The sequence below is a fragment of the Brucella sp. TWI559 genome, from assembly GCF_039674265.1.
GTDB classification, from domain to species: Bacteria; Pseudomonadota; Alphaproteobacteria; order Rhizobiales; family Rhizobiaceae; genus Brucella; species Brucella chromiisoli.
In genome coordinates this window covers 146,532-166,816 of sequence record NZ_JBDJNE010000008.1, presented here as the reverse complement: position 1 = coordinate 166,816, position 20,285 = coordinate 146,532, and the positions used below count along the sequence as shown (strand labels likewise).

Genomic DNA, 20,285 nt, shown 5'->3' with positions numbered 1-20,285 from the left:
CAATAGGATGGCTTAAGCAGCCATTGCCTTCTGAAGATTTTCGTCGATTTTGTCGAGGAAGCCGGTGGTCGAGAGCCAAGGCTGATCTGGGCCGATAAGCAGGGCCAGATCCTTGGTCATGTAGCCGCTTTCAACGGTGTCCACGCAGACCTTTTCCAGGGTATCAGCAAAGCGCTTCAGCTCGGCATTGTTGTCGAGCTTTGCACGATGTGCGAGGCCGCGGGTCCATGCAAAGATCGAAGCGATCGAGTTGGTCGAAGTTTCTTCGCCCTTCTGGTGCTGACGATAGTGACGGGTCACGGTGCCGTGTGCAGCTTCTGCTTCAACAGTCTTGCCATCCGGCGTCATCAGAACCGAGGTCATCAGGCCGAGCGAGCCAAAGCCCTGTGCCACGATGTCGGACTGCACATCGCCGTCATAGTTCTTGCAAGCCCAGACATAACCGCCGGACCACTTGAGAGCCGAGGCAACCATGTCGTCGATCAGGCGATGTTCGTACCAGATCTTTGCTTCCTTGAACTTTTCAGCGAATTCAGTCTGATAGACTTCTTCGAAGATGTCCTTGAAGCGACCGTCATAGGCCTTGAGAATGGTGTTCTTGGTCGAGAGATAGACCGGATAATTGCGCTGCAGGCCATAGTTCAGCGAAGCGCGTGCAAATTCACGAATCGATTCGTCGAGGTTGTACATGGCCATTGCCACGCCAGCGCTCGGTGCCTGATAGACTTCGTGCTCGATGGTTTCGCCATCTTCACCGACAAACTTGATCGACAGCGTGCCCTTGCCCGGGAACTTGAAGTCGGTCGCGCGGTACTGGTCACCAAAAGCGTGACGGCCAACGATGATTGGTTGTGTCCAGCCTGGAACCAGGCGAGGGACGTTCTTGCAGATGATTGGTTCGCGGAAGATAACGCCGCCGAGGATGTTACGGATGGTGCCGTTTGGCGACTTCCACATCTTCTTGAGCTTGAATTCTTCAACGCGGGCTTCATCCGGCGTGATGGTTGCGCATTTTACGCCAACGCCGTGTTCCTTGATGGCGTTTGCAGCATCAATGGTAACCTGATCGTTGGTCGCATCGCGGTGCTCTACCGACAGATCGTAATATTTCAGATCGATGTCGAGGTATGGATGGATCAGCTTGTCCTTGATGAACTGCCAGATGATGCGTGTCATCTCATCGCCGTCGAGTTCAACGACCGGGTTTGCAACCTTGATTTTTGCCATTGATAATGCCTCTCATTGAATGCGTCGCGCTCGTATAGCATCGGTCAACGCGAAGGCAAAGCGTCAGAGACTCATTCTTTGGCCTATAGGCACATTTTCAGGCGGCGTGATGGGCAGACTTTCGCCATTCTGAGCGCTGATCACGATAAGTTTGCTGTTCGCGCAACAAAATAGCGTCTGCGTCCAATGTCGAGATTGCAGTTGATTTGTCTATCGGCACAAGGTCATTGACCTGAAGTGCCAGATAGCGTCCGCAGCAAACCCGAAGAAACGATGCGAAATTATCAAGATCGTGACCTTCCGTGCGCGATTCTTCATAGAGTTTGCCCAGGAGACGGCTGACTGACATCTCGTCACGTCCGGCAATCTCTTCCAGCGCTGACCAGAAAAAGTTCTCCAGTCTGACACTTGTGACCACCCCGTCAATACGCAGCGAGCGGGTTACACTTTGCCAGAGTAACGCGTCAGCCCCGATGAACAATCTGCACATGATTTCCTCCCAAAATATGTCCCGGGATAGTGTCGCGCAGTTTGCCTCCGCCTGCAACTTAGTTCAGGGGTTGAACGCTATAAGTGATGCTTCCGGCGGTTGCCTCATCAATGTTCAATGTGAGATCGCGGATTTCCACTTTTTGCTGATCAGCGGGAAATTCTACCGTCTGGCCTGATGCTGGAAATTCCAGACTGTCAATCGAGTAGCCTCTGATTTCAAACTGCATTTTATCGGCTTCTAAACCAACAAAAACAATATCATAGATGCGTCCGCTTTCATTGGACGAATAGTCGTTTTTCGATGGAAGCATGGTTCCTTTACTGTAATCGCGCGGAGGAACAATCGGATTGCCCGACAAGACAAATTGTGTTTGGCCGAATGTTTCCGGCGAGGGAGCCGGATATTGCTCTGATGTAACGGCCACCTCTGCTTCAGCCGCATCCTGCGCATGGGCGATATTTGATGCGCCTGCAAAAATGGCGCTCATGCTGATGGCTAACGAGAGAGCAAGGGATCTGGCAGTTTTCATCTGGCCTTCCATGTCATTGCAAGAAAGCCTTTCCGACAGAATTTGCGGAAAGGCTCTGATTTGGCATTTTTATCGAAATGCGGTGCAGGATGAAAGCTAATGCTTGCGTCTAACCATGCGTGATTTTGGTGCCGAGCACAGCAAGGAATTGCGAAAGCCACGCCGGATGGGCAGGCCATGCAGGTGCTGTCACCAGATTGCCGTCCGTGACCGCCTCATCGACAGGAATATCGGCATAAGTGCCGCCAGCCAGCTCAACTTCCGGGCGGCAGGCCGGATAGGCCGAGCAGGTGCGCCCATCAAGAACGCGCGCTGCGGCGAGAAGCTGCGCGCCATGGCAAACGGCGGCGACTGGTTTGTCTGCTTCAAAGAAATTTCTGACGATTGCGATGACCTTGTCATCAAGGCGCAGATATTCCGGCCCGCGACCGCCGGGAATAACAAGCGCATCATAGTTTTCAGCCTTAACATCGGCAAATGTTGCATTGAGCGTGAAATTGTGGCCGGGTTTTTCGGTGTATGTCTGATGGCCTTCAAAATCGTGAATAGCGGTCGCTATGGCGTCTCCCGCTTTCTTTCCGGGACATACGGCATGAACCTTGTGACCAACCGCGAGCAGCGTCTGAAACGGAACCATTGTTTCGTAGTCTTCACAGAAGTCGCCGCAGATCATGAGAATTTTTTTGCCGGACATGATTTTCCTCCCTGTAACGTCGATGTCGGTCAGGGCAGTCTGACATGGATGGGCGCAGAGCTGGTGTTATTCCGCTACTACACGTGTTTTTCGATATCGAATGTAAGGGGAATCTTTGCGATTCTCTGTCATTTATGTCAGGGAAGCGCCACGATTTTAAGGAATAAGCGGAAAATATCATGGCAGGAACAGACAAGCAGCGCCCAATGATCACGGAAGGACCAGCCATCATTCTGGTTAATCCGCAATTGCCGGAAAATATCGGCATGGTGGCGCGTGCCATGGCAAATTTTGGCCTCGCGGAACTGCGATTGGTGCAGCCGCGCGAGGAATTTCCAAGTGAAAAAGCGCGTGCTGCGGCAAGCAAGGCCGATCATATCATCGACAATGCGGTTGTTTATGATGATCTGCCTTCGGCGATTGCCGATCTCAACTTTGTCTATGCGACCACCGCGCGTGAACGTGATGGTTTCAAGCAGGTGCGTAGCCCTGTGGAAGCAAACAATGAGTTGCGTCGTCGTTTTGTGCGTGGTGAGAAGATCGGCATTCTTTTCGGGCGTGAGCGCTTTGGTCTCAGCAATGAGGAAGTTGGTCTTGCTGATGAGCTGGTGACATTTCCGGTTAATCCGGCTTTTGCATCGCTTAATATTGCGCAGGCTGTGCTGCTCATGTCTTACGAGTGGATGAAATCTGGCCTTGCAACCGAAACGGACACGGTTTTCCGTGGGCCAGAAATGGAAGCTGCGCCGAAGCTGGAATTGCAGAGTCTTTTCAATCATCTGGAAGAGGCGCTTGATATTCGGGGTTATTTCCGTCCCGAGGCGAAGAAAGAAATAATGGTCAATAATCTGCGTTCTGTTTTGACTCGCGCAGGTTTTGCATCGGCAGAACTTAAGCTTTTGCGCGGCGTCATCACATCGCTTGATGCTTTCACACCCAAGAAGCCACGCGGCTCTGGTGCCCCGGAAGGTCGTGCACGCAAACCCGCAAAAGAGGACAAGGCTGAATGAAACACCCGCCTGCAGCAGAGCTTTCCGGCAAGTCTTCAACCGCGACAGAAAGACCAATTTTGGTCTTTGACAGTGGTATCGGCGGGCTGACAGTTTTGCGCGAGGCGCGAGTGATGATGCCGGATCGGCGATTTATTTATATCGCAGACGATGCCGGTTTTCCTTACGGCGATTGGGAAGAAGAAGCGTTGCGCTTGCGCATTGTCGAACTCTTCGGTCAGTTTATCACTGAGCATGACCCTGAAATCGCGGTGATCGCCTGTAACACGGCTTCGACGCTGGTGCTTGACGATCTGCGTCGCGCTTATCCTTTAGTGCCGTTTGTTGGCACCGTTCCCGCTATCAAGCCTGCTGCTGAGCGCACCTCGTCGGGGCTTGTGTCAGTTCTTGCAACGCCGGGTACAGTCAAGCGTGCCTATACGCGCGATCTGATCCAGTCATTTGCAACGCAATGCCATGTGCGCCTAGTTGGCGCGGATCGCCTTGCAAGCATTGCCGAGGCGCATATTCGCGGTGAGCAGATTGATGAAGCGCTGGTGGTTGAGCAGATCACGCCGTGTTTTGTCGAGAAGGATGGAAACCGCACGGATATTGTTGTGCTGGCCTGCACGCATTACCCATTTCTCGCCAATGTGTTTCGCAGGCTGGCGCCATGGCCGGTCGACTGGCTTGATCCTGCCGAAGCCATTGCGCGTCGTACTTTATCGCTGTTGCCGCCAAGACATATTGATGACGAACTGTATCATCACGACGATCTGGCGGTCTTTACATCGCAGAAACCCGATTATGCCATTCGCCGATTGATGCAGGGCTTCGGGTTGCAGTTTTCCTGAGCAACAAGAATGCTCTCATTCGAAGATTCAGGAATGTAATTCAACCTATTGATTTTATTAAAATACCCGGAAAATTTTTCCGGGTATTGCAGATAATGTTGGGCTTATCCAGCCGCTTTTTGTTTGGAATCGCGCTTTGCTTGCGCCACACTGGCGGCCTTTTTCAGGCGCCCACGTTCCATAGGGCGGACGAGACTGTCGGCTTTCTCATTGGGGATGTTGCGCATGCCATGACGTGCGTGGCGGGTGTTGAAGGCTGGCTCGTTTTTCTCATTTGCTTTCTTGGTTGCTAGTGCTTTTTGAGCGTTTTCAACCAGATTGTTGCTGGCTGACATGCTGCGGCGGCGATCAATTTCCGCATTGATGCGGCGCATGGCCATAGCCAGAACGGAAACCTTCAGATGCGAGCCTTCATCTGCCTTCGACGCCGAAGCGCCACGTGCTGCTGCTTTTCCGCGCATTTCGCGGCGGCGCTGGTGCGCCTGATCGCGCGCCTTGCTGCGACGATCACGCAACAGTTTTGCCAGTTGAGTAAGCTCAGAGTCGGGGACATCCTGAAGAAGTGGATGATGCGATTTTTCAACCAGCTCTCGTTCTTCCGCGTTCAACGCACGGGCTTCTTCCTTGCGTGTGATAGCCATGAAAATCTCCTTCCGTTTGCTTATCCTGTTTGCATATAGGTCGGTGATCGCATGAGAAAAGGGTGCGGCCTATGGCGTTGGAACCAACGCGTTGCGCTGTCGTTTATTATCTTTGGAGATGGTAAAGAGGTTCACGCGATGGATATTGTTGAAACACGAATTAGTTCGCTTGGTGGTTTCAAGGTCTATTTGGTTGAGTTCGTCACACAAGGTGAGGAACGCGTTTCTGTCAAAGTTGAAAATGAGACCGATGCGGAACTCAGCCGCGATGAGGTGACGCGCCTCGCAGCGCTTAAACTGGGTGAGGCTTTTAACATTGCATGTGTTGAATGTGGAATTGAGCCGCAAAATCTGCTCACGCGCCCCAGCGCGCGCAGATCCGGTGATCGCGCAGAGCTGGAGCGTCAGTTGGATGAAGGCTTGGAAGACAGCTTCCCGGCAAGCGATCCGGTTTCAGTCACAAGCTCTGCGATACCAGCATCGGCGGACCCCAAATCATAAGCTCGGGGCACGTTGCCGCAATAGTGTAAGTCCGGGGCACATTGCCCCGGTGCTTTAAGTGTCTCATAAAATGAGTCCGATGATTATCTCAAACACATGAAATCGTTATAGATTTCTGCGTTTTCCTTCCATCAGGTCGAGCACTGCGCGCGCGCAATCAAGAACATTCGTTCCGGGGCCGAAGACCGCCGAGACACCATGGTCAAACAAATATTGGTAGTCCTGGCGCGGCACGACTCCGCCACAGACAACGATAATGTTTTCTGCACCTTTTTTGCGAAGTGTATCGACAAGCTGCGGCAGCAGGGTTTTGTGTCCGGCCGCAAGGGAAGATACGCCGAGCACATGCACTTTAGCCTTGATCGCCATATCGGCGGCTTCGTCCGGCGTCTGGAATAGCGGTCCGGCAAGCACTTCAAAGCCAATATCGTCAAAGGCAGACGCGATGATTTTTGCGCCGCGGTCATGTCCATCCTGACCGAGCTTTGCCACCATGATGCGAGGTTTTTCGCCGGTATGCTTTGAGAATTCTTCAAGGCGTTCAACAAGCGTCTGGAACTCAGGCTCGTTCTCATAAGCCTTGCCGTAGACGTGTTTTACGACCTTCGGCACTGCCGCGTGGTCGCCAAAGGCATGGCGCATTGCATCGGATATTTCGCCGACCGTTGCGCGCGCGCGCGATGCTTCAACGGCGGCGGCCAGAATGTTGCCTTCACCGGTTGTTGCGACCTTTTCCAACTCGGCAAGCGCTGCCTCAACTTTGGCTTTATCGCGCGTTTGTTTGATGCGGTTCAAACGGTCGATCTGCGATTTTCTGACCGCAGTATTATCGATTTCGAGAATGTCGATGCTGTCTTCCTGCTCCAGACGGAACTTGTTGACACCAACGATTACCTCTTCGCCCTTATCGACCGCTGCCTGTCTGCGGGTGGCTGCTTCTTCGATCAGACGTTTTGGCAGACCGCTTTCGACGGCTTTGGTCATGCCGCCAAGGCTTTCGACTTCTTCGATCAGCGCCCATGCTTTTTCTGCAAGTTCATTGGTCAGGCTTTCGATGTAATAAGAGCCTGCCAGCGGATCGACGACTTTAGTAACACCTGTTTCATTTTGCAGAATAAGCTGCGTGTTTCGCGCGATGCGGGCGGAGAATTCAGTTGGCAAAGCGATGGCTTCGTCAAAAGAATTGGTGTGCAGCGATTGTGTGCCGCCAAGGGCTGCCGACATGGCTTCAAAAGCTGTGCGGACGATATTGTTATACGGGTCTTGCTCCTGCAATGAGACGCCCGATGTCTGGCAATGGGTGCGCAGCATCAGCGAGCCGGGCTTTTTCGGATCGAATTCCTTCATGATGCGTGTCCAGAGCAGCCGGGCTGCTCTGAGCTTGGCAATCTCCATGAAGAAGTTCATGCCGATGGCGAAGAAGAATGACAGTCGCCCCGCAAATTCATCAACATTCAGGCCTTTATTGAGTGCCGCACGGACATATTCGCGCCCATCGGCCAATGTGAAAGCCAGTTCCTGCACCAGCGTGGCGCCCGCTTCCTGCATGTGGTAGCCGGAAATGGAAATCGAATTGAATTTCGGCATTTCGGCTGCGGTATAAGCAATAATATCTGCAATAATCCGCATGGATGGTTCTGGCGGATAGATATAGGTATTGCGGACCATAAATTCTTTCAGAATATCATTCTGAATGGTGCCGGATAGCAGATCGCGCGACACGCCTTGCTCCTCGCCAGCCACAATGAAATTGGCGAGGATCGGGATCACGGCGCCATTCATGGTCATGGAAACGGAGACTTTTTCGAGTGGTATGCCGTCGAAAAGGATTTTCATGTCCTCGACGGAGTCAATTGCCACGCCCGCCTTGCCGACATCGCCTTCTACGCGTGGGTGATCGCTATCATAACCGCGATGGGTGGCAAGGTCGAAGGCGACCGATACGCCTTGCTGGCCAGCGGCCAGTGCCTTGCGGTAGAAGTTGTTGGACTCTTCGGCTGTGGAGAAGCCGGCATATTGGCGGATGGTCCAGGGACGCCCCGCATACATGGTCGCACGCGGACCGCGCAGGAATGGCTCAAAACCGGGAAGCGAATCAAGGTGGCAGATTCCATTAAGATCGTCAGCCGTATAAAGCGGCTTCACATCAATGCCTTCCGGCGTATGCCAGACGAGGCTATCGGCTGGCCGCTTCAGTTCCTTTTCGGCCAGCTTCGACCAATCCTGTTTTGTGGGGCGCTCGCTCATATTGGTGCTCACTCGAATTCCATAATGAGTTCATCAACGGCAAGGCTTGCGCCTTCTTCTGCCGCAATCCGTTTGACGGTGGCGCGACGTTCAGCACGCAGCACGTTTTCCATCTTCATGGCTTCAACCGTTGCCAATGGCTGGCCTGCCTCGACTGTATCACCGTCTTTGACAAGAACCGAGGTGATAACGCCGGGCATCGGGCAGAGCAGCATCTTGGACGTATCCGGCGGCAGTTTGACTGGCATCAGCTTTGCCAATTCTGCAACCCGCGGCTTGCGCACATGGGCGATCACATCAATGCCCCGCCAGCGCAGACGCCAGCCTGTGCCGGAGCGCAGAACCTTGACGGCGACGGATCTGCCGTCAACCGTGAAAGAGCCAAGCTGATTGCCCGGATGCCAGTCGCTGGCGACCGGTAAGCTGCGAGCGTCAGCAAAGTAGATTGTTGTCCCACCTTCGCCCTCAGCGATCCTCAAGGTCAAGCTGAAGTCACCAAGCGTTACGACCCATTCGGTTGCCACAGATTGTGCCTGTGACGATAAACGGCCTGAAATCTGGCTGTTGCGTTGTTCGACCGCCATATTGATCTGTGCAGCAACAGCGGCCAGTACATGCGCATCTTCTTCCGATACGGAAACGCCAGCAAAGCCGTCTGGATATTCCTCGGCAATAAAGGCCGTGGTCAGCGCGCCAGCGCGAAACCGCGGATGCTCCATAACCGCTGACAAGAAGGGCAGGTTGTGGCCAATGCCTTCCACTTCAAAAGCATCCAGCGCATTGCTCATGGCATCAATTGCACTGGTGCGATCAGCGCCCCAGCTGCAAAGTTTTGCAATCATGGGGTCATAATACATCGAAATTTCGCCACCCTCAAAGACGCCCGTATCGTTGCGGATGATTGCGCCACTTGCGGTTTTGCCTTCGACAGGCGGACGATAGCGCGTCAGCCTGCCAATCGAAGGCAGGAAGTTGCGATAGGGGTCTTCTGCATAAAGGCGGCTTTCGATGGCCCAGCCGTTGAGCTTGACATCGGCCTGTGTGATGCGAAGCTTTTCGCCCGATGCAACGCGGATCATTTCGTCAACCAGATCAATGCCGGTGATCAGTTCTGTCACCGGATGCTCGACCTGCAAGCGCGTGTTCATCTCAAGGAAATAGAAATTGCGCTCGCCATCGACGATGAATTCAACCGTGCCTGCGGAATAATAGCCAACAGCCTTGGCGAGGGCTACGGCCTGTTCACCCATAGCTTTGCGGGTGGCTTCATCAAGAAACGGTGAGGGCGCTTCTTCGATCACTTTCTGATTGCGGCGCTGAATGGAGCATTCGCGTTCGCCCAGATAGATGACATTGCCGTGTTGATCGCCAAGAACCTGAATTTCGATATGGCGCGGTTGGGTGACGAATTTCTCAATGAAGATGCGATCATCACCGAAAGAAGATTTTGCTTCGTTGCGTGAGAGCTGGAAACCTTCGCGCGCTTCATCATCATTCCATGCGATGCGCATTCCCTTGCCGCCGCCACCGGCGGACGCCTTTATCATCACCGGATAGCCGATAGATGTTGAAATACGAACCGCTTCTTCTGCGTCTTCGATGAGCCCCATATGGCCGGGAACGGTGGAGACCCCAGCCTCGGATGCGAGCTTTTTTGAGGTGATCTTGTCGCCCATGGCCTCAATGGCGTTTACCGGAGGGCCTATGAAGGTGACATTGGCGGCTTTAAGTGCCTCTGCAAAGCGCGGGTTTTCCGACAGGAAGCCATAGCCGGGATGGACGGCGTCGGCCCCCGTTTCTTTGATTGCTGCCAGAATCTTATCGATCACGATATAGGACTGGTTTGAGGGCGCTGGTCCGATATGCACGGCCTCGTCGGCCATTTTGACATGCAGCGCATTGCGGTCAGCGTCGGAATAGACGGCAACCGTGGCAATGCCCATTTTCTTTGCGGTTTTGATAACCCGGCAGGCAATTTCGCCGCGATTGGCAATGAGGATTTTCTTGATCATCTGTATCGTACCCGTAGCAATCTTACAGCGGAATGGTGTCGTGTTTCTTCCATGGCGTGTTCTGGCTCTTGTTGCGAAGCGCAGAGAACGCACGGGCGATACGGCGGCGGGATGAATGCGGCATGATCACTTCATCAATGAAACCGCGTTCGGCAGCAACGAAAGGATTGGCGAAGCGTTCTTCATACTCTTTCGTGCGGGCGGCGATCTTTTCAGGGTCGCCCAGTTCTGAGCGGTAGAGAATTTCGGTAGCACCCTTGGCGCCCATAACGGCAATCTCGGCGGTTGGCCAAGCATAATTAATGTCGGCACCGATGTGCTTAGATGCCATCACGTCATAAGCGCCGCCATAGGCTTTGCGGGTGATCAGCGTGACCATCGGCACAGTTGCCTGGCTATAAGCAAACAGCAGTTTCGCGCCATGCTTGATCACGCCACCATATTCCTGCGCTGTGCCGGGAAGGAACCCCGGAACATCGACCAGTGTCAGGATTGGAATGCTAAAAGCATCGCAGAAGCGCACAAAGCGTGCAGCCTTGCGTGAGGAATCAATATCAAGGCAGCCAGCCAGCACCATGGGCTGATTTGCGACTACGCCAATAGTCTGGCCGTCCATGCGAATAAAGCCGGTGATGATATTTTTGGCGAAAGCTTCCTGAATTTCAAAGAAATCGCCTTCGTCCGCAAGAGCGAGAATCAGCTCCTTCATGTCGTAAGGCTTGTTGGCGTTATCAGGGATGAGTGTGTCCAGCCGCATTTCGAGGCGGGCAGGATCATCGAAGACAGGGCGAACAGGTGGCTTTTCACGATTGTTGAGCGGCAGGAAGTCAAACAGGATGCGGACCTGTTCCAGCGTTTCAATGTCGTTTTCGTATGCGCCATCGGCAACCGACGACTTTCTGGTGTGCGTTGACGCACCGCCGAGTTCTTCCGCCGTGACGATTTCGTTGGTGACGGTCTTGACCACGTCCGGGCCTGTCACAAACATGTAGGAACTATCGCGGACCATGAAGATAAAATCGGTCATCGCCGGGGAGTAAACCGCACCACCCGCGCACGGCCCCATGATGACAGAAATCTGCGGAATGACGCCCGAAGCATCGGCATTGCGCTTGAAAACATCGGCATAACCAGCAAGCGAGGCCACGCCCTCCTGAATTCGCGCCCCGCCAGAATCGTTCAATCCAATCACCGGGGCACCGTTCTGCATGGCCATGTCCATGATCTTGCAGATTTTCTGCGCATGGGTCTCAGAGAGCGAACCGCCAAGAACGGTAAAATCCTGACTGAAAATATAGACCTGACGGCCATTGATCGTGCCCCAGCCGGTCACCACGCCATCGCCTGCGATCTTCTGCTTTTCCATGCCGAAGTCGGTGCAGCGATGCGTGACATACATGTCGAACTCTTCGAACGAACCTTCGTCGAGAAGCACTTCAATTCTTTCACGGGCAGTCAGCTTACCTTTGCTGTGTTGCGCATCAATGCGCCTTTGTCCGCCGCCAAGGCGAGCCTCTGCGCGACGAGATTCAAGCTGTTCGAGAAGTTCCTGCATTCGCTATGACCTTGGAAAGCTATGAGTTTGATTGACTGCTTAGCGCCAGTATGCCGCATTCTGAAAGCTTGAAAAGGTGCTGATGTGTAATTTATAAATTTGCAAATAGCGAATTGCAAAGTTGCAAACATGGCACCCAGAAAACTCTATGTCGGCAGAAAGATCAGAGAAATACGTGAACAGCACCGGGCAACACAGTCAGGCTTTGCTGAACGCTTAGGTATTTCAACGAGTTATCTCAACCAGATCGAGAATAATCAGCGGCCGGTTTCAGCCGCGGTTCTTTTGGCGCTGGCTGAGAATTATCAAATCGATATTGGTGCGATTTCGCTTGGCGATGATGATCGGCTTTTATCGGCTGTATCCGAGGCGTTGGCCGATCCGGTGTTTGACAATTACAAGCCGAATTTGCAGGAATTGAAGCTGATCACGCAAAATGCGCCCGGTTTAGCGCATGCGCTGATTGCCTGTCATCAGGCTTATCGGCGCAATAGCGAGCAGCTTGCAAGTCTCGACAACCAGCTTGGGCGTGCGCCATCTGTTGCCGAGCCCGCGCCTTATGAAGACGTGCGCGACTTTTTCCATTTTATCGATAACTATGTTCATGAGCTTGATATTGCTGCAGAAAAGCTTGCCGATGAGCTGAGGATTCCGTATCGTGATATAGGTGTGGCTTTGCCGCAATATATGGAGGAGCGCTATCGCGTTCGTGTCGCGCGTGCGGATCCCGATGAAGCTATTTTACGCCGCTTTGATCCGGTTGCGCGCGTTCTGTATCTCAACCCTTATTCGCCAGCTTCGACTCGCAATTTCCAGATTGCGTTCCAGATTGCCGAACTGGAGATGGAAGAGCTTGTCACCGCTATCGCAAAACGGGCGGATTTTCGCTCATTGGAAGCAATTGAGATTTGCAAAATCGGTCTGCGGAATTATTTCGCCGGTGCGCTGGTCTTGCCCTATCAGACTTTTCTTTCAGCCGCCAAAGAACTGCGGCACGATCTTGAATTGCTGGCATCGCGCTTTGGTGCCAGTCTGGAACAGGTCGCGCATCGTCTGAGCACATTGCAGCGATCTGGCCAGCGTGGCGTTCCTGTGTTCTTTGCACGGATTGACCGGGCGGGAAATATCACCAAACGGCACAGTGCAGCCAAGCTGCAATTTGCCCGTTATGGTGCGGCGTGTCCGCTGTGGAATGTGCATCAGGCGTTTGAAACGCCGGGCCGGATCATTCGTCAGTTAGCTGAGACACCAGACGGTGCGCGCTATCTTTGCATTGCGACCGAACTGACCAAGAGCGAAGGCGGATTTCACGCCCCGCAACGTCGTTATGCTATTTCTTTGGGCTGTGAAATCACACATGCGCAGGATTTTGTCTATGCGGATGGTTTGGATATTACCACGCGCTCCGCATTTGACCCGATTGGGGTTTCCTGCCGTATTTGTGAGCGGGCCGAATGCGTGCAGCGTGCTGTCCCGCCATTGAAAAGCAAATTGGCGGTCGATCACGACCGCCGTGGAATCTTACCTTACAGACTATTGTAGAAATCAGAAACCGGAATGCTCTTTAAGGAATTCGGCTTCTTCGGGTGTCGTCTCGCGGCCCAAAACTTTGTTTCGATGCGGAAAGCGGCCAAAGCGTTCGATAATATCGTGGTGCTGGCGTGCGAAGCCTAAGGAGAATTCATCACCGAGCTTTTCGTATAGATCAATGCACCGCTTCTGATCACTGAGATGTTCGCTGTGCATGAAGGGCAGATAAAAGAACTGACGTTGTTCTGCCGATAGCTTGCGGTCAAAATCATGATCGAGTGCCTGCGCCGCTACATCACGGGCGAGGCCATCGCTTTCAAACGAGCGTGCAGAGCCGCGAAACATGTTGCGTGGAAACTGATCGAACAAAATCGTCAGTGCAAGTGCGCTTTCCGGCTGCTGTTTCCAGTTTTCAAACTTGTCGGTACGCGCGTCTTCGTAGCCTGCGAGAAATTTTTCACGAATTTCCGCATCGATTGCATCGTTTTTGCTGAACCAGTTTTCGCGCATCTTTGCTGAAAACCAGAAATCGAGGACGTCTTCGGGTTGAATGGCCATTGCTGCCTCTTTCCAGCTTTACGGGGTCTGACTTTGGTTATCGGGCTGCGGGCAGGGTGTCTCGCCCTTTATATTGCGGGACATGCAGGCGAATCGGTCAAAGCCCTTGCCTGCATCCATTGCCGCTTTTCCGGCACCACAACCGGATAGAGTTGTTAGCATGATCAACAGAACAAAATATTTCATCTGAAGCCCTTCCGGTTTACATGGCAACGTTCGCCAAATCTGCGCACATAGATACAGAAAATTGCGATCAGCCGCGACCACGATAATTGGGTACAGACTGTTCTGGAATCCAGACATTTTTCGGAGCTTCGCCAGTCTGATAGAACACATCAATCGGAATACCGCCACGTGGATACCAATAGCCGCCGATACGCAGCCATTCAGGCTCCAGAAGCTCCACCAGACGTTTGCCGATCGTGACTGTGCAGTCTTCGTGAAAAGCGCCATGATTGCGGAATGAAAACAGGAACAGCTTGAGCGATTTGCTTTCGACCAGCCAGTTTCCGGGCACGTAATCGATCATCAGATGCGCAAAGTCCGGCTGTCCGGTCATGGGGCAAAGCGAGGTGAATTCAGGTGCTGTAAAGCGAATGCAATAGGGCGTTCCTGCTTGCGGGTTTGCAACCCGTTCCAGTACCGCTTCTTCAGGGGATTGGGGAACAGTAGTGTTTGATCCGAGCTGCTTGAGGTCAGAATATATCGTTTTTTCAGACATTTACGTGCCTTTTTAAAAAGCCACGGCGCAGTCCTGTGCTGGAATATCCAGACACTTGTCCTTGTTTTTACCGGGTAGGCTGCGACCGGTGGCAAATTGCCAATGGCTTCGACTAACAGTGATATTGTTTCCGGTAAAGCGCAAAAAAAACCGCGCCAGAGAAGCGCGGCTTTTCATTGGGAGGATTTCGTTCTTAACGGCGATCAGAAAGGATGCAGCCAATTGCAACGCCGATCGCGATACCGATAAGGCCCGCGGTGCCAAACAATGTGGTCGCGGTACCGGGGTTTTCCTTTACGGTCTCTGCGACAGCGTGACCACGTTCACGCACAACCTGTGCTGCGTGGCGGAAACGACCAGATGCGTCATCAAGAGCATCTTCTGCACGATCTCTGAATTCACTTGATTGCGAAGCCAGTGACTTGGAAAGACGCTTTAATTCACCGCGTAGATCTGCAATCTGCTGTTCGAGAGCGTGCTGAATATCATTAGCGGTTTTGTTGTCAGCCATTTCATGTCTCCATACAATTGATGTCTGTTCAATGCATTAAAACACATTTGGTTCCATTTTAGTTGGAAAATAAGACACTCTTTTTATTGTTCATTTTTTGGGCTGAATACCGGCAGGAGGCTCAGTCCGCGCCCAATGCAAACGCCCGCCATCGCGCCAATTGCTTTGAAGACAAAATCAATAAATTCACCATGTCGACCGGGGGCGAGGCGTTGCATGAGTTCGAACATGCCCGCGCATCCCACTGTTAATAGCAGAACCTGGACCCAATGACGGGGGTAGGCGAGAGCAAACAGGAACCCGACGAGGAAGAAAGCTGTAAAGCGCTCCAAATCTGCAGATTGGCTGGCGATTGGTCTGAACTGAATCGGGCTGATCGTGACAATCAGGATCGAGACCAGAACCAGCCAGGCGGCGATGCGAAAAAGTCGCGTCATTGAGCGAAAAGCCTTCTATTCTGCGGTGCCGTTGGCCATAGGTTCATCCTGATTTGGATCACCGCAACGCTGATACATCTGATCCGTGACCAACTTTTTCAGACCATTACCAAACGGCAATTCATAATGCGCAATAACATCGACGCCCATGCACCATTTAACATTTTCCGGTGACAGGCCGTAATTGGTTTCAAGAAATCCGATGGCGTAATTTATACCCTCATCGCATTTATCGGTTGTGCAGAAGTTACCGTCTCTGGCGAGTTGCCTGATTGAGTTTTCGCCGATTTTTTGAACAACCGGCTCAAGCGCAAAAGGTGCCGCGCCCAAAAGCGCAACAATGACCAGTCCAACAAGGGTATATTTGAGTGAGCGTCGCATGAATCGCTGTCAGTTATTGATCCCGTTATGATTTCATAACGCATGAGCGGCAGTATCATGGCAAGGTCAAGCTAAAAATATGGAGCCTAATTTTTAATCATTATGACCATTTGTGACGGTTTAATATTGACTTTTACGTAAATGCGGTAGCACAACAATTGCCTGCATGTTGCAAGGCAGGGATATAAAAGTGCGTGAATATTATACGATTACAGAACTGACGCGGGAATTCGGGATATCGACCCGTACTTTGCGTTTCTACGAGGATGAGGGATTGATCGCGCCTGTACGGCGTGGTCGCACGCGCTTGTTCAGGCCTTCAGACCGGCATCTTCTCAAGCAGATCATGCGTGGGAAGCGGCTTGGCTTTTCAATCGCGGAAATCCATGAAATCGTGCAGATGTATCGCGAGCCGCCTGGTGAAACGGGGCAGCTCAAGCTTTTGATGAAGCGCGTTGAAGAAAAGCGCGCTGATCTTCGTCAGAAGCGCCGTGATATTGACGAAACGCTTTCCGAACTTGATCAGGTTGAAGAAGCGTGTATCGAACGTCTGGCCGAGCTTGGCGTTTCCACGTAACTGTTATGGCTGATTATCGGGCACTGGTGAGCACATCTGAACGATTTGCTGAACCGTGCTATTGTTGTTCTGGTCAGCCTTGCCGCTAAAAACCTCATCGAACAGTTTGGCTTTGTCGAGTTCGCTGACGACACAGCCGCAGAACTGGTTGCATAAAGCTTCGCTGCCATTTGGCAGGCATGATGCGACACAGGACTGCGTAAAAGCAGGGCGCTGGTCGGGCGGCGAGACTTGCGAGAAGCAATAGACGAGTGCAATCAGTACAGGCTGGTGGATCAGATAGAATGCAAGGCTGTGACGACCGATAAAGGTCAGCGGCTTCTGCAGAAACTGGGGCTTTATCTCGCCCGAGAGCAGCGGCAGCCAGTTGAGCCGTTCGAAAATGCGCGCCGTTGCAATGCCGATCAGCACGGCACCAAACCACGGAAACAGCGGAACATAATCATTCGAGCGCGGTGGGATTGTCGACAGCCCAACCCATGCCAGCCACATCTGATTGAAAATGTCGGCTTGCGCGTAAAATGGTGCGCTGATGACAAAGGCGGCTACGGCCAATGTCAAAACGGGCGGCAGATGCAGAAATAGCAGGCCCAGAACGCTTGCCAGCGCGATTTGATGCAGGATGCCAAAGAAGATGAAATTGTCGGGCGACATGTAATATGTCACTGCAGAAATAGCCGCAGCCGCAGCTACGATTTGCAGAAGGCGCTTTCCAACCGCATTCCAGCGAATGGCGCGGCCATGGGCCAGAACAAGACTGAAACCAACGAGAAACAGAAAGCTCGACGCGATGCAGCGTGCAAAGAGTTTCCAGCCGCCATGCCCGGTGGTGCCCGCCGCCATATAACCGAAGAATTCAAGATCCCAGCCGAAATGATAAATCGCCATCGCAATTAGCGCGACGCCACGCGCAATATCAATGCGCGTCAGGCGCGGACGGCTTGAGGGCGTTACAGTCGTTTCAGCATTGCTCTGCATCGTGCATCCTGAGCTATCGAATTCGAATCTGGCAGATTTCTATCACATGCGCTGACATGGCTATAGTATGTCGAATAACGGATTCGTTACGTCGTTGTGAAATCAGCAGTTCTTGTCGGAGTTCGATTTGTTTTTCAGCGTTTCCAAGCTTTTCTGGCTGTTTTTCCAGCCGCTGACCATCATCTTCGTCCTGCTGTTGCTCGCACTCGTGTTGATCTGGGCCGGTTTAAGGAAGCTGGGGCTCGCCGCGCTGATAAGCGGTGCAGTGATCTTGTTTGTCAGTGCATATACAACGCTTGGCAGCATTATGCTTGTGCCTCTGGAAGATCGCTTTGCCAAAATAACTGAACTTCCGCACCATGTGGACGGAATTGTGGTTTTGGGCGGTTACATGAATGGCGACATCAATGCGGGGCGTCCCGGGTTCGAATTGAACAGCGCGGCTGACCGGATCTTTGAGACGATGCGGCTTGCGCGGCTTTATCCGGATGCAAAGGTGATCGTGTCGGGCGGTGACGGAGCGTTTTTTGAGGAAGCAAAGCCGGAGGCCGACAGCACGCGCACCATGCTGGCCGATCTTGGCTTTTCCGGCGATCGTTTCATTTTTGAGAATAAGTCACGCAATACAGTTGAAAATGCCGTGTTTTCCAAGGCTCTGGCAGAGCCGAAGGCTGGAGAGACGTGGCTTTTGGTGACTTCGGCTTATCATATGCCACGTTCCATCGGGTGTTTTCGTAAGGCAGGTTTTGATGTCGTTGCATGGCCTGTTGATTATAAGACACCCGCAAAACAGCGCTTTTCGCTTTATTTTGAATCACCCAATGAGGCGTTGTCGCGCTTTAGCGTTGCGATGCGGGAATGGGTGGGTTTGACAGCCTATTGGCTGACCGGAAAGACAGATATGCTGCTTCCACAACCCTGATGCCGCAATTTCGCCGTGACTTTTAAGCTTTTGTTAAGCACCTTTGTTGTTAAGATGCTGAAACAAAGAGGGTTTTTGAAGCGTACCTTTGTGAGAATAATAAACGCGCCGCATTTCAGCCACTTTTCAGCGTTGCGTTTCATCTGCGTCAGGGCTATATCTCCGGTAACAGCGTTGTGAAGGACGCTGCTAACAAGAGTTGCACAACAAGGTTTTAAAAATATCCATGGACGAAACCGTTCAAAAATCCTGCTGGGGCGTAACGCTCTGGGCAGTCGTTGGCCTCGCCGCTATCATTCTCATGGCTTATCTTTTCTCGGTGTAATGCCAAACGCGCTGCGGAAAGCGGAAAAATGATGCCGCAATCCGGCATTCTGTTGGCGTTGTTGCTCTCCTACACTATCTGTTAATGGTGTAATATCATCTTGGTCTGCCGTTTTATGCGGCTTGGCACATGGAATTGCACAGCCTGAATTTGGGCTGGATAGGTGTAGAATGTTTCTTTCGGTATTTGATCTTTACAAGATTGGCATTGGACCTTCGAGTTCACATACGATGGGCCCGATGACCGCCGCCCATATGTTTCTCGACGAGCTGATCGCCGGCGAGTGGCCAAAACCAGCCAATGCCAAAGTCTTTCGTCTCAAGGCCGTTCTGCATGGCTCGCTTGCTTATACCGGCGTTGGTCATGCGACTGATCGCGCTGTGGTCTTGGGGCTTTGCGGCTATACACCTGATAAGATCGATCCTGATATTATGGATAGCGAAGTCGAAAAGGTTTCGCGCGCGAAAACCGTCCATCCCGCTGGCCATCCTGCCTATCAATTCGATCCAAAAACCGATCTGGTGCTGGATCGCAAAACGCCCTTGCCGGGGCATGCAAACGGCATGGCTTTTGAAGCTTATGACAAGAGTGATCGGCTTCTGCTTCGCCGCGTATATTTTTCGATTGGCGGTGGCTTTGTCGTCACTGCGGAAGAGTTAAGCCGCGTGCAGACCAGTGGCGGCAAGCGTGAGGAAAAGGCTGATGTGCCTTATCCGTTCAAAAACGCCGCCGAAATGCTTGAAATGGCCAACACGAGCGGTCTTTCGATTGCCGATATGAAACGTGCCAATGAAGAATGCCATATGTCTTGCCTTGATCTCGACGAAGGTCTCGATCGAATTTGGGGTGCAATGCGTGGCTGCATTGAGCGTGGATTAAGTCGCGATGGAATTATGCCGGGTGGATTGAATGTGCGCCGTCGTGCGCGGCAGCTTTTTGAGCGGCTGGAAGAGGATTGGCGCAATAACAAGCTTAATCCGCTGCTCGCCAATGACTGGTTGTCTGTTTACGCAATGGCGGTCAATGAGGAAAATGCTTCCGGCGGGCGCGTTGTAACGGCTCCGACCAATGGCGCTGCGGGTGTGGTTCCGGCAGTGTTGCGCTATTATCTGCATTTTCATGATGATGCCGATGCGAAGGGCATTCGTGATTTTCTCCTGACATCGGCCGCCATTGGCGGTGTGATCAAGCATAATGCCTCTATTTCCGGTGCAGAAGTTGGTTGTCAGGGCGAGGTTGGTTCGGCCTCTGCGATGGCTGCCGCTGGTCTTGCTGCCGTTATGGGCGGAACACCCGAACAGATTGAGAATGCTGCTGAAATCGCGCTTGAGCATCATCTGGGCATGACATGCGACCCAGTCGCCGGGCTTGTTCAGGTGCCATGTATTGAGCGCAATGCGCTCGGTGCTGTGAAAGCCGTTACGGCTGCATCTCTGGCGGTGAAGGGTGATGGTCAGCATTTTGTGCCGCTCGATGCCTGTATCGAAACCATGCGTCAGACGGGGCATGATATGAGCGAGCGCTACAAAGAAACCAGTCAGGGTGGACTGGCTGTTAATGTGGTTGCCTGCTGAGACAGATTCTTATCACTTGAAGACTGCAC

General features: G+C 52.6%; 21 protein-coding genes. 7 read left to right on the top strand and 14 right to left on the bottom strand.

What is annotated here, in order from left to right; translation table 11 throughout:
* Positions 1-12 precede the first annotated feature (12 nt).
* From ABE530_RS12280 to ABE530_RS12265, 4 genes are all read right to left on the bottom strand, one after another.
* Complete coding sequence (locus ABE530_RS12280; protein ID WP_396997051.1) at positions 13-1,227, bottom strand: NADP-dependent isocitrate dehydrogenase; 1,215 nt, start codon at positions 1,225-1,227, stop codon at positions 13-15.
* A gap of 97 nt (positions 1,228-1,324) precedes the next feature.
* Positions 1,325-1,717, bottom strand: a complete 393-nt coding sequence (locus ABE530_RS12275) for a ribbon-helix-helix domain-containing protein (protein ID WP_499694704.1) — start codon at positions 1,715-1,717, stop codon at positions 1,325-1,327.
* A gap of 58 nt (positions 1,718-1,775) precedes the next feature.
* Positions 1,776-2,261 carry a hypothetical protein gene (locus ABE530_RS12270; protein ID WP_499694703.1) on the bottom strand — a complete coding sequence of 162 codons (486 nt, stop codon included), beginning with the start codon at positions 2,259-2,261 and terminating at the stop codon, positions 1,776-1,778.
* Between the two features lie 97 nt (positions 2,262-2,358).
* Positions 2,359-2,943, bottom strand: coding sequence for a DJ-1/PfpI family protein (locus tag ABE530_RS12265; RefSeq protein WP_499694702.1), 585 nt, complete (start codon positions 2,941-2,943; stop codon positions 2,359-2,361).
* A gap of 179 nt (positions 2,944-3,122) precedes the next feature.
* On the opposite strand from ABE530_RS12265, the gene ABE530_RS12260 reads away from it, so the two are divergent.
* Both ABE530_RS12260 and murI read left to right on the top strand, forming a co-directional pair.
* Entirely contained in the window at positions 3,123-3,953 is an 831-nt protein-coding gene (locus ABE530_RS12260) for an RNA methyltransferase (protein ID WP_265984533.1), read from the top strand.
* Complete coding sequence (gene murI / locus ABE530_RS12255) at positions 3,950-4,786, top strand: glutamate racemase (RefSeq protein ID WP_499694701.1); 837 nt, start codon at positions 3,950-3,952, stop codon at positions 4,784-4,786. Before ABE530_RS12260 ends, murI begins: the two co-directional genes overlap by 4 nt.
* 104 nt (positions 4,787-4,890) lie before the next feature.
* Here murI and ABE530_RS12250 read toward each other — a convergent pair whose 3' ends face one another.
* Positions 4,891-5,427 (bottom strand): hypothetical protein, encoded by a 537-nt coding sequence (locus ABE530_RS12250; protein WP_499694700.1) that lies wholly within the window; start codon positions 5,425-5,427, stop codon positions 4,891-4,893.
* Between the two features lie 138 nt (positions 5,428-5,565).
* Here ABE530_RS12250 and ABE530_RS12245 point away from each other — a divergent pair, with 138 nt between their 5' ends.
* Positions 5,566-5,928: a hypothetical protein gene (locus tag ABE530_RS12245; RefSeq protein WP_265984741.1), complete on the top strand. Its 363-nt coding sequence runs from the start codon at positions 5,566-5,568 to the stop codon at positions 5,926-5,928.
* Positions 5,929-6,033: 105 nt separating this feature from the next.
* On the opposite strand, the gene scpA is transcribed toward ABE530_RS12245, so the two are convergent.
* From scpA to ABE530_RS12230, 3 genes are read right to left on the bottom strand one after another with little or no spacing between them, the layout of a single operon-like run.
* Entirely contained in the window at positions 6,034-8,175 is a 2,142-nt protein-coding gene (scpA, locus tag ABE530_RS12240; protein ID WP_499694699.1) for a methylmalonyl-CoA mutase, read from the bottom strand.
* 8 nt (positions 8,176-8,183) lie between these two features.
* On the bottom strand, positions 8,184-10,187 hold the full coding sequence (locus ABE530_RS12235; RefSeq protein ID WP_499694698.1) for an acetyl-CoA carboxylase biotin carboxylase subunit: 2,004 nt from the start codon (positions 10,185-10,187) through the stop codon (positions 8,184-8,186).
* A 22-nt stretch (positions 10,188-10,209) separates the two neighbouring features.
* The gene (locus tag ABE530_RS12230) at positions 10,210-11,742 is read right to left on the bottom strand and encodes an acyl-CoA carboxylase subunit beta (RefSeq protein WP_499694697.1); all 1,533 of its coding nucleotides are present in this window, start codon (positions 11,740-11,742) and stop codon (positions 10,210-10,212) included.
* Between the two features lie 129 nt (positions 11,743-11,871).
* Between ABE530_RS12230 and ABE530_RS12225 the strand changes: the two genes are divergently transcribed.
* The gene (locus ABE530_RS12225) at positions 11,872-13,284 is read left to right on the top strand and encodes a helix-turn-helix domain-containing protein (protein ID WP_265984539.1); all 1,413 of its coding nucleotides are present in this window, start codon (positions 11,872-11,874) and stop codon (positions 13,282-13,284) included.
* A 3-nt stretch (positions 13,285-13,287) separates the two neighbouring features.
* Here ABE530_RS12225 and ABE530_RS12220 read toward each other — a convergent pair whose 3' ends face one another.
* The 5 genes from ABE530_RS12220 to ABE530_RS12200 all read right to left on the bottom strand — a co-directional run bounded on the left by ABE530_RS12220 (position 13,288) and on the right by ABE530_RS12200 (position 15,880).
* Positions 13,288-13,830 carry a DUF924 family protein gene (locus ABE530_RS12220; protein ID WP_499694696.1) on the bottom strand — a complete coding sequence of 181 codons (543 nt, stop codon included), beginning with the start codon at positions 13,828-13,830 and terminating at the stop codon, positions 13,288-13,290.
* 253 nt (positions 13,831-14,083) lie between these two features.
* Complete coding sequence (gene queF / locus ABE530_RS12215) at positions 14,084-14,551, bottom strand: preQ(1) synthase (RefSeq protein WP_499694695.1); 468 nt, start codon at positions 14,549-14,551, stop codon at positions 14,084-14,086.
* Positions 14,552-14,744: 193 nt separating this feature from the next.
* Positions 14,745-15,062, bottom strand: coding sequence for an ElaB/YgaM/YqjD family protein (locus ABE530_RS12210; RefSeq protein WP_265984543.1), 318 nt, complete (start codon positions 15,060-15,062; stop codon positions 14,745-14,747).
* Positions 15,063-15,145: 83 nt separating this feature from the next.
* Positions 15,146-15,499, bottom strand: coding sequence for a VanZ family protein (locus tag ABE530_RS12205; RefSeq protein ID WP_499694694.1), 354 nt, complete (start codon positions 15,497-15,499; stop codon positions 15,146-15,148).
* Between the two features lie 15 nt (positions 15,500-15,514).
* Complete coding sequence (locus ABE530_RS12200; protein WP_265984545.1) at positions 15,515-15,880, bottom strand: hypothetical protein; 366 nt, start codon at positions 15,878-15,880, stop codon at positions 15,515-15,517.
* A 190-nt stretch (positions 15,881-16,070) separates the two neighbouring features.
* Here ABE530_RS12200 and ABE530_RS12195 point away from each other — a divergent pair, with 190 nt between their 5' ends.
* On the top strand, positions 16,071-16,457 hold the full coding sequence (locus ABE530_RS12195) for a MerR family transcriptional regulator (RefSeq protein WP_094577492.1): 387 nt from the start codon (positions 16,071-16,073) through the stop codon (positions 16,455-16,457).
* Positions 16,458-16,460: 3 nt separating this feature from the next.
* On the opposite strand, the gene ABE530_RS12190 is transcribed toward ABE530_RS12195, so the two are convergent.
* A complete protein-coding gene (locus tag ABE530_RS12190; protein ID WP_499694693.1) occupies positions 16,461-17,435 on the bottom strand; it encodes a heparan-alpha-glucosaminide N-acetyltransferase in 975 nt (324 codons plus the stop codon).
* A gap of 127 nt (positions 17,436-17,562) precedes the next feature.
* Between ABE530_RS12190 and ABE530_RS12185 the strand changes: the two genes are divergently transcribed.
* Positions 17,563-18,357, top strand: a complete 795-nt coding sequence (locus tag ABE530_RS12185; protein WP_499694692.1) for a YdcF family protein — start codon at positions 17,563-17,565, stop codon at positions 18,355-18,357.
* 495 nt (positions 18,358-18,852) lie between these two features.
* Positions 18,853-20,256 carry an L-serine ammonia-lyase gene (locus ABE530_RS12180; protein ID WP_265984548.1) on the top strand — a complete coding sequence of 468 codons (1,404 nt, stop codon included), beginning with the start codon at positions 18,853-18,855 and terminating at the stop codon, positions 20,254-20,256.
* Positions 20,257-20,285: the final 29 nt, after the last annotated feature.

Coding starts and splice junctions, on each gene's coding strand:
- ABE530_RS12280 (WP_396997051.1), bottom strand. CDS start 1,227: ATGGCAAAAATCAAGGTTGCAAACCCGGTCGTTGAACTCGACGGCGAT.
- ABE530_RS12275 (WP_499694704.1), bottom strand. CDS start 1,717: ATGTGCAGATTGTTCATCGGGGCTGACGCGTTACTCTGGCAAAGTGTA.
- ABE530_RS12270 (WP_499694703.1), bottom strand. CDS start 2,261: ATGGAAGGCCAGATGAAAACTGCCAGATCCCTTGCTCTCTCGTTAGCC.
- ABE530_RS12265 (WP_499694702.1), bottom strand. CDS start 2,943: ATGTCCGGCAAAAAAATTCTCATGATCTGCGGCGACTTCTGTGAAGAC.
- ABE530_RS12260 (WP_265984533.1), top strand. CDS start 3,123: ATGGCAGGAACAGACAAGCAGCGCCCAATGATCACGGAAGGACCAGCC.
- murI (WP_499694701.1), top strand. CDS start 3,950: ATGAAACACCCGCCTGCAGCAGAGCTTTCCGGCAAGTCTTCAACCGCG.
- ABE530_RS12250 (WP_499694700.1), bottom strand. CDS start 5,427: ATGGCTATCACACGCAAGGAAGAAGCCCGTGCGTTGAACGCGGAAGAA.
- ABE530_RS12245 (WP_265984741.1), top strand. CDS start 5,566: ATGGATATTGTTGAAACACGAATTAGTTCGCTTGGTGGTTTCAAGGTC.
- scpA (WP_499694699.1), bottom strand. CDS start 8,175: ATGAGCGAGCGCCCCACAAAACAGGATTGGTCGAAGCTGGCCGAAAAG.
- ABE530_RS12235 (WP_499694698.1), bottom strand. CDS start 10,187: ATGATCAAGAAAATCCTCATTGCCAATCGCGGCGAAATTGCCTGCCGG.
- ABE530_RS12230 (WP_499694697.1), bottom strand. CDS start 11,742: ATGCAGGAACTTCTCGAACAGCTTGAATCTCGTCGCGCAGAGGCTCGC.
- ABE530_RS12225 (WP_265984539.1), top strand. CDS start 11,872: ATGGCACCCAGAAAACTCTATGTCGGCAGAAAGATCAGAGAAATACGT.
- ABE530_RS12220 (WP_499694696.1), bottom strand. CDS start 13,830: ATGGCCATTCAACCCGAAGACGTCCTCGATTTCTGGTTTTCAGCAAAG.
- queF (WP_499694695.1), bottom strand. CDS start 14,551: ATGTCTGAAAAAACGATATATTCTGACCTCAAGCAGCTCGGATCAAAC.
- ABE530_RS12210 (WP_265984543.1), bottom strand. CDS start 15,062: ATGGCTGACAACAAAACCGCTAATGATATTCAGCACGCTCTCGAACAG.
- ABE530_RS12205 (WP_499694694.1), bottom strand. CDS start 15,499: ATGACGCGACTTTTTCGCATCGCCGCCTGGCTGGTTCTGGTCTCGATC.
- ABE530_RS12200 (WP_265984545.1), bottom strand. CDS start 15,880: ATGCGACGCTCACTCAAATATACCCTTGTTGGACTGGTCATTGTTGCG.
- ABE530_RS12190 (WP_499694693.1), bottom strand. CDS start 17,435: ATGCAGAGCAATGCTGAAACGACTGTAACGCCCTCAAGCCGTCCGCGC.
- ABE530_RS12180 (WP_265984548.1), top strand. CDS start 18,853: ATGTTTCTTTCGGTATTTGATCTTTACAAGATTGGCATTGGACCTTCG.